Annotated in this window: 9 protein-coding genes and 1 pseudogene; 9 read left to right on the top strand and 1 reads right to left on the bottom strand. The window is 63.0% G+C overall.

The genetic code is table 11. The features are described 5' to 3' along the window. Nucleotides 1–19: 19 nt before the first annotated feature. The 5 genes and pseudogenes from ACZ1HA_RS05580 to ACZ1HA_RS05560 all read left to right on the top strand — a co-directional run bounded on the left by ACZ1HA_RS05580 (nt 20) and on the right by ACZ1HA_RS05560 (nt 7905). Nucleotides 20–1195 carry an aminotransferase gene (locus tag ACZ1HA_RS05580; RefSeq protein WP_472713176.1) on the top strand — a complete coding sequence of 392 codons (1176 nt, stop codon included), beginning with the start codon at nt 20–22 and terminating at the stop codon, nt 1193–1195. Between the two features lie 81 nt (nt 1196–1276). Then, nucleotides 1277–3115 carry a peptidylprolyl isomerase gene (locus ACZ1HA_RS05575; RefSeq protein WP_472713175.1) on the top strand — a complete coding sequence of 613 codons (1839 nt, stop codon included), beginning with the start codon at nt 1277–1279 and terminating at the stop codon, nt 3113–3115. A 6-nt stretch (nt 3116–3121) separates the two neighbouring features. Further along, nucleotides 3122–4632 (top strand): annotated as a pseudogene (gene trpE / locus ACZ1HA_RS05570) (anthranilate synthase component I). A 3-nt stretch (nt 4633–4635) separates the two neighbouring features. Continuing rightward, on the top strand, nt 4636–5673 hold the full coding sequence (locus tag ACZ1HA_RS05565) for a succinylglutamate desuccinylase/aspartoacylase family protein (RefSeq protein ID WP_375227999.1): 1038 nt from the start codon (nt 4636–4638) through the stop codon (nt 5671–5673). Nucleotides 5674–5820: 147 nt separating this feature from the next. Beyond that, nucleotides 5821–7905, top strand: a complete 2085-nt coding sequence (locus ACZ1HA_RS05560) for a putative bifunctional diguanylate cyclase/phosphodiesterase (protein WP_472713174.1) — start codon at nt 5821–5823, stop codon at nt 7903–7905. Here the strand turns inward: ACZ1HA_RS05560 and ACZ1HA_RS05555 are convergent, their stop codons facing one another. Continuing rightward, the gene (locus ACZ1HA_RS05555) at nt 7906–9858 is read right to left on the bottom strand and encodes a divergent polysaccharide deacetylase family protein (protein ID WP_472713173.1); all 1953 of its coding nucleotides are present in this window, start codon (nt 9856–9858) and stop codon (nt 7906–7908) included. A gap of 185 nt (nt 9859–10043) precedes the next feature. On the opposite strand from ACZ1HA_RS05555, the gene ACZ1HA_RS05550 reads away from it, so the two are divergent. Genes ACZ1HA_RS05550 through trpC form a run of 4 tightly spaced genes read left to right on the top strand, consistent with a single transcriptional unit; the run spans nt 10044 to nt 13118 of the window. Continuing rightward, nucleotides 10044–10625, top strand: coding sequence for an anthranilate synthase component II (locus tag ACZ1HA_RS05550; protein WP_436399452.1), 582 nt, complete (start codon nt 10044–10046; stop codon nt 10623–10625). Further along, nucleotides 10622–11641, top strand: a complete 1020-nt coding sequence (gene trpD / locus ACZ1HA_RS05545; protein ID WP_472713172.1) for an anthranilate phosphoribosyltransferase — start codon at nt 10622–10624, stop codon at nt 11639–11641. The genes ACZ1HA_RS05550 and trpD overlap by 4 nt, the downstream gene beginning before the upstream one ends. Further along, nucleotides 11638–12309 (top strand): uracil-DNA glycosylase, encoded by a 672-nt coding sequence (locus tag ACZ1HA_RS05540; protein ID WP_472713171.1) that lies wholly within the window; start codon nt 11638–11640, stop codon nt 12307–12309. Before trpD ends, ACZ1HA_RS05540 begins: the two co-directional genes overlap by 4 nt. Beyond that, nucleotides 12306–13118: an indole-3-glycerol phosphate synthase TrpC gene (trpC, locus tag ACZ1HA_RS05535; protein WP_472713170.1), complete on the top strand. Its 813-nt coding sequence runs from the start codon at nt 12306–12308 to the stop codon at nt 13116–13118. The genes ACZ1HA_RS05540 and trpC overlap by 4 nt, the downstream gene beginning before the upstream one ends. Nucleotide 13119 lies beyond the last annotated feature (1 nt).

Genomic DNA, 13119 nt, shown 5'->3' with positions numbered 1-13119 from the left:
CGGGGCTACAGGAGATCAAATGATACCGACACGCACCGCAAGCACTTTCGCCCCACCCGTGATGGAAGCTCGCCGCTGGCTTGAGGGCGTCAGTTTTCCGGCAGACCGCCCCCTGATCAACGTGAGCCAGGCGGCCCCCGTTGATCCTCCGGTAGAGGGGATGAAGCAGGCCATGGCGGATGCCGCCCTGAGCCGGGACGACGCGCATCTTTATGGGCCTGTGCTCGGCATGCCGGCGCTTCGGTACGGTCTGGCCGAGCGCACGGAGCGGATCTATGGTGGCCGGGTTGAAGCAGAGAATGTTGCGATCACCTCAGGCTGCAACCAGGCTTTTGCAGCTGCAATCTCGACCCTTTGCGCTGAAGGCGACGAGGTTATTGTGCCGACGCCCTGGTATTTCAATCACAAAATGTGGCTGGATATGGCCGGTGTGCGCAGCGTGCCGCTGGCAACAGGTGCGGATCTCCTGCCGGATGTAGATGCCGCGGCTGCGCTGATCACCGGCCGCACGCGCGCAATTGCCTTGGTGTCGCCGAACAATCCGGCTGGCGCTGAGTATTCAGCGGCGCTTTTGCGTGCTTTTTTCGATCTGGCGCGCGCGCGGGGCATCGCCCTGATCCTCGACGAGACCTACCGGGATTTTCACAGCCGCGACGGTGCGCCGCATGATCTGTTCCGCGATCCGGACTGGCATGACACGCTGATCCATCTTTACTCCTTTTCCAAGGCATACCGGCTGACAGGCCACCGCGTGGGCGCGCTGGTGACCAGCCCGGAACGTCTTGGCCAGGCGGAAAAATTTCTGGATACGGTCGCTATTTGCCCCGGTCAGATCGGCCAGTATGCCGCCCTCTGGGGCATGCAGCATCTGGACGACTGGCTGGCCGGAGAGCGCGATGAAATCCTGCGCAGACGTGCGGCGATTGAGGCGGGCTTTGGCCCGCTCGCGGAAAAAGGCTGGGTCCTGATGGGGGTTGGTGCCTACTTCGCCTATGTGGCGCATCCTTTCGCAGAGAGCTCTGCAACACTGGCCCAGCGGCTGGTGCGCGAGCAGGGCATTCTGTGTCTGCCGGGCACAATGTTCTGCCCGGAAGATGATCCCGCGGGCGCGCGGCAGCTGCGGATCGCCTTTGCCAATCTGGACGTGCCGGGGATCGCAAGTTTTTATGAACGTCTCGCATCTGTGACGGGCTGAGGCACCCTTCCCCTTGCCCCTGCCCGCGCCTGCGCATAGACAGTGCTGCAAGTTAAAATTCCCTGTGGATGAGAGATCATAATGGCTGCTGGAAAAAGCTTATCGAAAACGGCGATGTGGGTTCTGATGGGCCTGCTGTTTCTGGGCCTTGCGGGCTTTGGTGCCACGAACCTTTCGGGCAATATCCGCAGCATCGGGACCGTGGGTGACAAGAATCTGCCGGTGGAATCCTATTTCCGCGGTCTGCAGCAGGAAATTCAGGCGTTTCAGCAGCAAAGCGGCCAGGTGCTGCCGTTTGCGCGCGCCCAGGAGATCGGCCTTGACCGCGCTGTTCTGCAGCGTCTGGTGGCCGACCGCGCGCTGGACCACGAGGCCAGCATGATGGGCATTTCCATCGGCGACGAGAACCTGCGCGACCGCATTCTGAGCATCGGCGCTTTCCGGGGCCTTGATGGTGAATTTGACCGCGAAGCCTATCGGTTTGCGCTGCAGCAGAACGGCATCAGCGAGAGCCAGTTCGAAGAACAGCTGCGCGAGGAAGTTGCGCGTACGCTGCTTCAGGGTGCTGTGCTCAGCGGCGTTGAAATGCCCGACACCTATGTTGACACGCTGATGACCTATGTTGCTGCGCGCGCCAGCTTTACCTGGACCGCACTGGGGGCAGATGATCTGGCCGAGCCGCTGGAAACGCCGGATGAGGCGACACTGCGTGCCTGGTATGAGGAAAACATCGACGATTTCACGCTGCCGGAAACCCGCCGGATCACCTATGCGATCCTGACGCCGGACATGCTGATTGATGAGGTTGAGATCGAGGACGACCTGCTACGCGAACAATACGAAGCGCGCGCCGCTGAATTCAACGTGCCCGAGCGCCGTCTGGTGGAGCGTCTGGCCTATCTGGACGAAGCAGCGGCTGCGGCTGCGCTGGCCTCTCTGGGGGATGAGACCGCCTTTGAGGATCTGGTCGAAACACGCGGTCTGACGCTGCAGGACGTGGATCTGGGCGATGTAACAGAGGCCGAACTGGGCGAGGCCGGAGCCGCCGTGTTTGCGGCATCGGTGGGCGATGTTGTGGGCCCGCTGCCCAGTTCGCTGGGATCAGCATTGTTCCGCATCAATGCGGTGCTGCCCGCACAGGAGACTTCCTTTGAAGAAGCGCGCGACATCCTGCGCCCGGCCCTTGTCAACGACCGCGCCCAGCGGCTGGTGGATGCGCAGGCACAGAACCTGGACGATATGCTCGCCGGTGGTGCGACGCTCGAAGAGCTGGACAGCGACACGGACATGACGCTCGGCACCATCGACTGGACAGCAGCCACCGCCGAAGGTGTTGCCGCCTATGAAGCCTTCCGCGCCGAGGCGGCCCGTGTCACAGCAGAAGATTTCCCGGCCATCGAGCGGCTGGATGATGGCGGGCTCTTTGCCCTGCGGCTGGACGATGTTCTGGCACCGCGCCCGGAGCCTTTTGAGGACGCGCGCGCGGCGGTTCTGGCGCACTGGCAGGCAGCCGAAACCGCATCCCGGCTGGCCGCACAGGCCGAGGCGGTTGTCCCGCAGCTGGACAGCGGCAGCAGCTTTGCCGAAGTCGGCTATGATGCTGTGGTTGAAGAAAACCTGGTGCGCAGCGATTTCGTCGGCGGTACACCGGCAGGTTTCATGAACACGGTTTTTGAAATGACCCCCGGTGAAGTGCGCGTCGTTGAGGCACCGGGTTCGGTGATCGTGGTGCGCCTCGACAGCAAGGCAGCGCCTGAGGAGAGCGAGGACAACACCCGCCTGCGCGAACAGCTGGCCCAGCAGTCGAGCAGCACCCTGGCGCAGGATCTCTTTGACATCTATGGCGCCGATGTCACGCGCCGTGCCGACCCCCAGATCAACCCGCAGGCCCTGCAGGCCGTGCACGTTAATTTCCCCTGATCCGGCATGGCACTGACCCCGGAATTTGACGCCTTTGAGGCCGCCTATACCGCAGGCCGCAACCAGATCGTCTATACCCGTCTGGCGGCGGATCTCGACACGCCCGTCTCGCTGATGCTCAAACTCACAGGCGCGCAGAAAGACGCCTTTGTGCTGGAATCCGTCACCGGCGGCGAGGTGCGCGGACGGTATTCGATCATCGGGATGAAACCTGATCTGGTCTGGCGCTGCCGGGGGAAACGAGTGAGGTCAACCGGGCCGCACGGTATGACGCCACAGCCTTTGAGCCGATGCAGGGCAACCCGCTGGACGCTCTGCGCGCGCTGATTGATGAAAGCCGGATCGACCTGCCCGAAGATCTGCCCCAGGCGGCTGCGGGTCTGTTCGGGTATCTGGGGTATGACATGGTGCGCCTGGTGGAGCATCTGCCGCATATCAACCCCGACCCGCTCAACCTGCCGGATGCCGTGATGCTGCGCCCATCTGTGGTCGCTGTGCTGGACGGTGTCAAAGGTGAGGTGACGGTGGTCTCACCCGCCTGGGCCTCGGAAGGTCAGTCCGCGCGCGCGGCTTATGCGCAGGCGGCGGAACGGGTGATGGATGCGGTGCGCGATCTGGAACGCGCGATGCCTGCTGCGACCCGTGATCTGGGCGATGCGGTTCCCCCCGGCGAACCGGTTAGCAACTTTACCCACGAAGGGTACAAGGCCGCGGTGGAAAAAGCGCGCGATTACATCGTGGCAGGCGATATTTTCCAGGTTGTTCCGGCACAGCGCTGGACCCAGGATTTTCCGCAGGACCCCTTCGCGCTCTATCGCTCGTTGCGGCGCACGAACCCCTCGCCGTTCATGTTCTATTTCAACTTCGGCGGCTTTCAGGTCATCGGTGCGAGCCCGGAAATCCTGGTACGCGTGTTTGGCCAGGAGGTCACGATCCGGCCCATCGCCGGCACCCGCCCGCGCGGTGCCACGCCCGAAGAGGATCGCGCGCTGGAGGCCGATCTGCTGGCCGACAAAAAGGAACTGGCCGAGCATCTGATGCTGCTTGATCTGGGCCGCAACGACGTGGGCCGGGTTGCCAAAATCGGCACCGTGCGCCCGACCGAGGAATTCATCGTCGAGCGTTACAGCCACGTGATGCATATCGTGTCGAACGTTGTGGGCGAGCTGAACGAGGACAAGGACGCGCTGGATGCCTTCTTTGCAGGCATGCCGGCGGGGACGGTTTCGGGCGCGCCCAAGGTGCGGGCGATGGAGATCATCGACGAGCTGGAGCCCGAAAAGCGCGGTGTATACGGCGGCGGTGTCGGCTATTTCAGCGCGGGCGGCGACATGGACATGTGTATCGCGCTGCGCACGGCGGTCGTGCAGGACAAAAAGCTTTATATTCAGGCCGGTGGCGGCGTTGTCTACGACAGCGATCCGGAGGCGGAGTACATGGAAACCGTGCATAAATCCAACGCAATCCGGCGCGCGGCGGCGGATGCGGCGCGGTTCTCGGGCGACGGAAACAGCTGATCCATGGCCCGCGCACCTTTTGAGATTGCGGGCCGGAGCATCGCGCCGGGCAGCGCGGATACGGTGCACCTGCCCGTCTCTACTATGCCGGATCACACCCCTGTCAGCCTGTCCGTGCGCGTTCACCACGGCAGGCGCGCGGGCCCGACGGTGTTTGTCTCGGCGGCGGTTCATGGCGACGAGGTCATCGGCGTCGAGATCGTGCGCCGTCTGTTGCGCGCGCCACAGCTGAAGTCGCTGCGCGGCACGCTGCTGGTGGTGCCCATCGTTAATTCTTTCGGCTTTCTGAACCGGTCACGGTATCTGCCCGACCGGCGCGACCTGAACCGGTGTTTCCCGGGCCATCCCTCCGGGTCTCTCGGCTCCAGACTGGCGCATATCTTTCTGAATGATGTTGTGCTGCGCTGCGACACCGGCATCGATCTGCATTCGGCGGCCGTGCACCGCACCAACCTGCCCCAGATCCGGGTTTCGCCCGGGGACAGCCGAACGGGGACGATGGCGGCCGCCTTTGGCGCGCCGGTTATTCTGACGTCGCCCCTGCGCGACGGATCGCTGCGTGCGGAGGCGGCTGAACGCGGCACACCAGTGCTGCTTTATGAGGCGGGCGAAGGGCTGCGGTTTGACGAAATGGCGGTGCGCGCCGGGGTAGCAGGCATTCTCCGGGTACTGCGCAGCCTCGATATGCTGCCCGCGCGCGGCATCGCAAAGGCCCGCGCCGAACCCTATCTGTGCAAATCATCGACCTGGCTGCGCGCGCCAGCCGGCGGCCTCCTGCGGACTTTCCGCGCGGAAGGCGAAACCGTCAGCAAGGGCGATGTCCTTGCCAGTGTTTCGGACCCATTCGGTGGCGTGGAAACCGATCTGACGGCGCCGTCGGATGGTATCCTGATCGGGCGGGCCATTCTGCCGGTCGTGAATGAAGGCGATGCTGTTTTTCACCTCGCCGCCCTGAGCCCGACGGCGTCAGGCGACACTGTTGAGGGTCTCGCAGCCCAGCTGGAAAGCGATCCGCTTTTTGACGAAGACGAGATCATCTGACCCGCTGATCGCAGGGTTTTAGCTCAAATCCTAAGCACTTAGATGTGACCCGGGCCAGAGGTTTGAAACTTCTTCAACGTTCCCGCGCCATTCTCACTGCTGCAACGGCACACGCCCCATACCCGTGCACCGATGAAAGTGAGACGAATGACAACCCGGACCCTGCTGCGGAAACCCAGGACGCGGCGCGCGCTGCTCAAATTCTGTATTTCGAAACCGGACCATCTTTGGAAGCGGTACGCATTTGCCGTGCTGTTCGTGGCAGGAATGCTCGCCACGGTGCATGTTGTATCTCTCAAAAGCACAAAGATGCTGGCGTCTCATGCCGAACTGGTCAGTGAGGCCGCAGATCAGCGCATGCTGAGCCAGCGCATACTTTTTTACATGAACCGTTATGCGGAAACCGGATCCATGTCGGCCCAGGAGGGTCTTGTTGGGGCAGCCATCGCCTTTGACCAGGCGCAACAGCAGCTCAGCGCCCGTACCGATCTTCCACCCGCGGTCGAGAAGTTCTACCGCGAAACCGGGGCAATTCCGCTGGACCGCCTGTCAGAACGGTTTAGTGCCATGGCGCTCTACTTCCCCCAGTCCGAAGGAGAGGAACGCGAAAACATCCGCGAACAGCTGAACCTCTGGGCCAAGACCGAACTGCTGGACCGGCTGGATATGATGGTCAGCCTGTTTAAAGCCGGGCTTGCGCGGGAAATGGACCGGCTGCAGTGGATACAGGAAGCAGCCTTCGTCAGCGCCATTGTGGTCCTGATCGCCGAAGCGTTGCTGATCTTTCTGCCCGCTCAGGTCAGCGTCAACCGTGCCTTCAGCAGGCTGGAACGGCGCCGCAGTCAGTTGCTGGCGTCCTATCAGAAGGCCCGGGCACGCAATGATGAACTGAAACAGGCGCATAAATCGCTGAACTATGCGGCCACGCATGACGTTCTGACCGGGCTGGCCAACCGCCGCGCGCTGAACAGCTATATGAGCCGTGTCGCGCGTGGTTCCGATGAAGGCGACGTCGGGATCTGCCTTCTGAAGATCGATCTAGATTTTTTCAAATCCGTCAATGACACCCTGGGGCACGCCGCCGGAGACGAAGTGCTGGTCAAGGTCGCGCGACTGCTGCGAAAACATGCGCAGGCAGAGGATTTCATCGCCCGGATCGGCGGTGACGAGTTTGTAATTGTGGTGACCTCCCGCGCGGCCCCGCGGTTTGTCGAGACGGTGGCAGATAACATTGTGAAAGCCATCAGCGCACCGCTTGTCATCAAGGGAAAACCCTGCCGGATCGGTGCGAGTGTCGGCTATACCTTTGCAAGCTCATCGACTGCCACGCAGGACCAGCTTCTGATCGAGGCGGATCTGGCGCTTTACCGCGCCAAACGCGGCGGGCGCGGCCGGGTGTGCCGGTATTCTGACGATATGCGCACGGACATCGAGACGCGCAACATTCTTTTTGACGAAATCCGGCGTGGCTTTGATCAGGAAGAGTTCCGTGCCTACATCCAGCCGCAGGTCTGCACGAGCACCGGTGTGCTGAAGGGGGCTGAGGTTCTGGTACGGTGGCAGCATCCTGAGCGCGGGATCATTCCGCCCGCGCTGTTTATGGCCGCCGCTGATGAGGCAGGTCTGCTGAACCGAATTGACATGCTGATGCTTGAGGAAGGTCTTGATCTGCTGGAACGTGTGCGAGCGGTGGGGATTGATCTGCCCCGCATATCCTTTAATGCATCGCCCGCCACGCTGCGGGATCCCCATCTGCCGGACCGTATGCTGCAGGCCGTCAGGGCGCGGCATCTGTCGCCGGAAAACCTCGTGCTCGAAGTGCTGGAATCAACCCTGATCGAAAGCGGTGAGGATGTGGCCGTTACGACGGTGAACCGTATCGCGGATGTTGGTTTCGGGGTTTACCTTGACGATTTTGGCACCGGTTACGCGTCAATTTCGACCCTGTCGCACCTGCGTCTCAGCGGGCTCAAACTGGACAGATCGCTGATATCGCCGGTACCCGAGGACCGGGCCGAAAGCATCATCGGTGCACTCGTTGGGCTGACCGGCAAGCTCGGTATGAAAATTGTGGCCGAGGGCGTGGAATCGCCCGCTCAGCTCGAGGCAGTACGCGATCTTGGCTGTGAGGTAATGCAGGGTTTCCTGATCGCAGAGCCAATGCCGGAAGAGGCATTCGTACAATGGTATCATGATCGTCACGGTCATGCCGACGCAGAGCAGTCTGCCTGATCAGAGGTTTTCCTGAACTGAAAGCGCGGCGGTGACCGGCACGATGGCAACCCGGCCCGCGCGGTCCTGCAGTGCCCAGACCAGCAGTGCGGATATTGTGTCTTCCCGCAGACGGCCCAGCATCACAACGCCGCCCTCCTGTGAGGCACGGAATGCCGCCTGATCAAGGAACCGGCGGATAACGGCAGGTGTCTGATCCTGCCCGTCAAAGTCGCGGAAAACCACCGCAGAAGGCACGCCGGCACGGGCGGCCAGCTTCTGTACCGTGTTCAGGCCCCGGTTCTGCGTCACAAACCCATGACCACTGTCCGCGAGGCTGCCGGTGATCTGCTCGCTTGCATCGCGCGTGGTCTGAACGCCGGTGCCTGTGCCCTCAAGCACGCCAACGGCCTCAGGCACGGCATCGAGGGCCGCAGACAGGGTCACCGCAGCGTCGCTCGCCCGGGCGCCTTCTGGCAAGTTGACCAGGGACAGGACCTCAAATCCTTCCGCACGGTAGGCCGCGGCCCGTTCCGCGGCGTCGGGCAGCGTCGCCTCGACGGCAAAGCTCACCGGGTAGGGAAAACTGCGCAGCGCCGGCAACCCGATGGTGTCACCGGAGAGATCGGCGCCTGTGTCCATCAGAACGATGGCCATTACCGGTTTTTCATCAGGATTGTCAGCGGGGCGGGCGTATTTCTCGACCGGTTTCAGCACCGCATTCGTCGCAGTTGCCGCCTCCGCAACCTCACCTTCTGCTGCGCCGTCCACATCGGGCGCATCCTGTGTGTCAGTGTCGCCCAGGTTCGGAAGCCGGTTGGTCCGCACACCGCCGGCGATATTTCCAACTGTACCCTGCAGTACGCCCGGCGTTTCACCCTCGGCAGCTGTTTCACCCTGCGGCAGGGGTGGCCCCGAGGAGGTGTCCGCAATTGATGCGGCCTGATCCGGCGCGCCAGAGCCTGCAACAGGGCGGCTCCCGGCGATTTCGATTTCAGGGGCCTCATCCGCACCCGACGTCTCCACTTCTGCCCCAGCGGTCACCGGCGCCGGCGTTTCTGCCTCAGCAGGCCGGGTCTGTGCCGCCGGTATCTCTGCCGGCGTGGTATCCGTCGCAGCGATTTCAGTGGTTTCCGGTTCTGATGTGCGGTCCGGTGCCGCAAAATCCGCCTTTTCATCCGTCGCCGGGTCGGTCAGCGCCGCAAGACCTGACGCCGTTGTATCTGTCTCAGGGGCGGACGGCTGAACCGGCTCGCCCGAAACATCCGGGCCGGGTGCTGCAAAAGCGGACTGCTGAACCGGTACCTCTGGCGCCTGTGGCTGGGCCGGCAGGGCAGAAATAGATGTCTCATCAGGGGCCGGTGCCGGTTGCGGGACGGGATCTGCGGGTGCTGCAAACCCGGCAATATCTGTCTGCACAGACGGGGCCGCACTGCCCGTGTCAGGCGCCGCAACAGGGTCATCTGCCATTTCCGCGACCGGGTCACTGCCCGTCTGAGCCTGCTGTGTATCTGCAGGCGGGTTCGCTGGTTGTGTGGAGACACTGACCGACGTTTCAGCCGACGGTGCGGACAGACTGCTTGTCTGGCCACCACCCGCCACTGGCGCATCCACTGCCGGCGCCTCAAGCGCGGCGGCGCCCGCGACCGACGCCGGTTTCTCCAGGGCCGAGGCATCCCCTGCCTCCGGAACTGCTGCAGGCGTCATATCATCCGCGCGCAATCCGGCCAGCGTGTCAGGTTCAGGTGCAAGGCTCAGCGGCGTGGTTGCCGCACCCTGTGTTTCCGCCAGAGGTGCCGGTGCCGTTTCCGGCGCGGCCGTCGTCGCGTCCGGCGCCCCGGCAATCTCTGCATCCGCCGCATTTTCCGGCACGATCACGGCGCCGGGTCTTTCTGTGAACACAGACAACAGCACGACCCCGCCGAGGCTGACGCAGCTGCCCCAGAACACTCCTCTGATAAAACCTCTGGCCACCCTCAGCCCGTCCTCTCAGTCTGTCACACCCCGGCGGTGGGTTGTCCCACCTGCCGTCCTGCGGGTTTTCCGGCTCATTCAGGACAGCGCCACCTCTTGACGCAGGCTACCAACCCTGAACATGTGTGCGCTACGTATACCGCGTCTGGGGGGGCTCCTCCAGTCCTGAAAGTAAAGTTTTGGACATGTTGCTGCTGATCGACAACTACGACAGTTTTACCTACAACCTGGTTCATTATCTGGGCAGCCTTGGTGCAGATATTGTGGTCCGCCGGAATGACGCCCTGGATGTGCAGGAAGCCATGGGGATGAACCCTGCCGGTATTCTGCTGTCACCCGGCCCCTGCGATCCGGATCAGGCGGGAATCTGCCTGGCGGTCACGCAGGCTGCTGCGGAAACCCGGACACCGCTGATGGGGGTTTGTCTGGGTCATCAGACCATCGGCCAGACGTTTGGCGGCAGGGTCGTGCGCGCGGACGAAATCGTGCACGGCAAGATGGGCCACATCACACACACCGGCAAAGGGCTCTTTGCGGGGCTGCCCAGCCCCTTTGACGCCACGCGGTATCATTCGCTGATCGTAGAACGCGCCAGCCTGCCCGCATCGCTGGAAATCACCGCAGAGCTGGAAGACGGCACGATCATGGGCCTGCAGCACCGCGAACTGCCGATCCACGGCGTCCAGTTCCACCCGGAATCGATCCGTTCGGAGCATGGCCACGCGCTGTTGCAGAACTTCCTGAATGAGATGAAGGTTCCGGCATGAGCGACGCTCTCAAACCACTGATTGGTGCCGCGGCAGACGGTCCGCTGACCAAAGCCCAGGCCGAACAGGCCTTTGCCATCCTTTTCGACGGTGAGGCGACGCCCAGCCAGATCGGCGGTCTGCTGATGGCGCTGCGCACCCGCGGCGAGACCGTGGACGAATACGCCGCTGCAGCGGCCGTGATGCGCGGCAAATGCAATGCGGTAAAGGCACCTGCGGGAGCAATGGACATCGTGGGCACGGGCGGCGATGGCAAGGGCACGCTGAACATCTCCACTGCCACGGCCTTCGTTGTTGCTGGCGCAGGCGTTGTGGTGGCCAAACACGGCAACCGCAATCTCAGCTCCAAATCCGGAGCGGCGGATGCGCTGACCCAGATGGGTATCAACGTCATGGTTGGCCCGCCTGTGGTCGAAAAGGCGCTGAAGGAAGCCGGGATCGGCTTTATGATGGCACCGATGCATCACCCGGCGATCGCCCATGTGATGCCGACACGTGCTGAACTGGGCACGCGCACGATTTTTAACATTCTCGGGCCGCTGACCAATCCGGCGGGCGTGAAACGGCAGCTGACAGGCGCGTTTTCCCGCGACCTGATCCGCCCGATGGCCGAAACGCTGGGCGCTCTGGGCTCTGAGAAGGCCTGGCTGGTGCATGGCTCGGACGGTACGGATGAGCTGACGATCACCGGGATCAGCTGGGTTTCTGCGCTGAACCCCGACGGGACCGTCACCGATATAGAGCTGCACCCAGAAGAAGTAGGCCTGCCCGTGCATCCGTTTGAGGCCATCGTCGGCGGCACGCCCGAAGAAAACGCGCGTGATTTCAAGGCTCTGCTGGCCGGCGAGGCCTCTGCCTACCGCGATGCGGTTCTGCTGAACGCGGCAGCAGCACTTGTGGTTGCGGATGCCGCGCCGGATCTGAAGGCAGGCGTCGCTATGGCGGCGACATCTATCGACAGCGGGGCGGCCGCCGGATGCATTGATGCCGTGGCCCGGATCACGCAGGCGGCGTGACGGGCTTCGATCTCAGCCGCCTCGGCGCCTGGGCAGAGCTGGAATTTTTCCGCACAGAACTGCCGCGCATCACAGCGGAGCTTGACGCAGACCCGCGTGACGTTCTGCCCCCACGCCATCAGGTCTTTGCCGCCCTCGAGCGTACTCCGCCCGAAACGACGCGGGTCGTCATTCTGGGTCAGGACCCCTACCCGACACCCGGGCATGCCCACGGTCTCGCGTTTTCGGCAGAGGCGGATGTGCATCCCCTGCCCCGGTCGCTTGGCAATATTTTCAAAGAACTGGAGGCTGACATCGGCGCACGTCCGCCCAATGCGGATCTGAGGTCCTGGGCGGATCAGGGGGTTTTGCTGCTGAACACCTGCCTCACGGTGCCGGCCGGCAACGCGGGCGGGCACGCGAAACTCGGCTGGCAGGACCTGACGGCTCAGGTGATTGACCGTCTGAGCGATGCACCCCGGGCCTGGCTGCTGTGGGGCGCGCATGCCCACAAGGCTGCAGCCACAGTTGATGCGGCGCAAAACCTGAAAATCATGACGGCGCATCCCTCTCCGCTCTCTGCACGGCGCGGTTTTTTCGGCTCGCGGCCCTTTTCTCGCACCAATGCGTGGTTGCAGGCACAGGGTCATCGCGCCATAAACTGGGCCAACACGCCGGAGGCTCCATGACAGATACCATCCTCGACAAGATCAAAGCCTACAAGCTCGAAGAGGTCGCAGCAGACAAGGCCGCCAAACCGATGGCCGAGGTCGAGGCCGAGGCCCGCGCGGCCGGTCCGGTGCGCCCTTTTGCCGACAACCTGCACCAGGCCTCCATCTCTGGTTATGGCCTGATCGCCGAGGTCAAAAAAGCCAGCCCGTCCAAGGGTCTGATCCGGGAAGACTTTGATCCCGCGGCCCTGGCGCAGGCCTATGCGGAGGGCGGTGCCACCTGTCTGTCGGTCCTGACCGATACGCCCAGCTTTCAGGGCGCCAAGGAATTTCTGGTCGAAGCGCGGGCCGCCTGCGATCTGCCGGTCCTGCGCAAGGATTTCATGTATGACACCTATCAGGTGGCAGAGGCGCGCGCGATGGGGGCTGACTGCATTCTGATCATCATGGCCTCGGTCAGCGACGCCCAGGCCGATGAGCTGGAAGATGCGGCGATGTACTGGGGCATGGATGTGCTGCTGGAAGTGCACGATGCGGCCGAACTGGAACGGGCCAGCCGTCTCAAAAGCCGTCTGATGGGGATCAACAACCGCAATCTCAAGACATTCGAGACCACGCTGGACACCACGCGGACTTTGTCGCGCAATGTGCCCGCCGACCGTCTGATCGTCGCCGAATCCGGTCTCAGCACCCCTGCGGACCTGGCCGATATGGCGCGATATGGCGCACGTATTTTCCTGATCGGCGAGAGCCTGATGCGGCAGGACGATGTTGAGACAGCCACGCGGAACCTGCTGGCGTCACCGGTCACGCCCGGGGGCATGTAGG

Source organism: Roseobacter sp. S87, assembly GCF_055693285.1.
This window is presented reverse-complemented; position numbering and strand designations above follow the sequence as displayed.

What these genes read in the sequence shown, in the direction of transcription:
- ACZ1HA_RS05580 (WP_472713176.1), top strand. Translation starts at nt 20, where the DNA reads ATGATACCGACACGCACCGCAAGCACTTTCGCCCCACCCGTGATGGAA.
- ACZ1HA_RS05575 (WP_472713175.1), top strand. Translation starts at nt 1,277, where the DNA reads ATGGCTGCTGGAAAAAGCTTATCGAAAACGGCGATGTGGGTTCTGATG.
- ACZ1HA_RS05565 (WP_375227999.1), top strand. Translation starts at nt 4,636, where the DNA reads ATGGCCCGCGCACCTTTTGAGATTGCGGGCCGGAGCATCGCGCCGGGC.
- ACZ1HA_RS05560 (WP_472713174.1), top strand. Translation starts at nt 5,821, where the DNA reads ATGACAACCCGGACCCTGCTGCGGAAACCCAGGACGCGGCGCGCGCTG.
- ACZ1HA_RS05550 (WP_436399452.1), top strand. Translation starts at nt 10,044, where the DNA reads ATGTTGCTGCTGATCGACAACTACGACAGTTTTACCTACAACCTGGTT.
- trpD (WP_472713172.1), top strand. Translation starts at nt 10,622, where the DNA reads ATGAGCGACGCTCTCAAACCACTGATTGGTGCCGCGGCAGACGGTCCG.
- trpC (WP_472713170.1), top strand. Translation starts at nt 12,306, where the DNA reads ATGACAGATACCATCCTCGACAAGATCAAAGCCTACAAGCTCGAAGAG.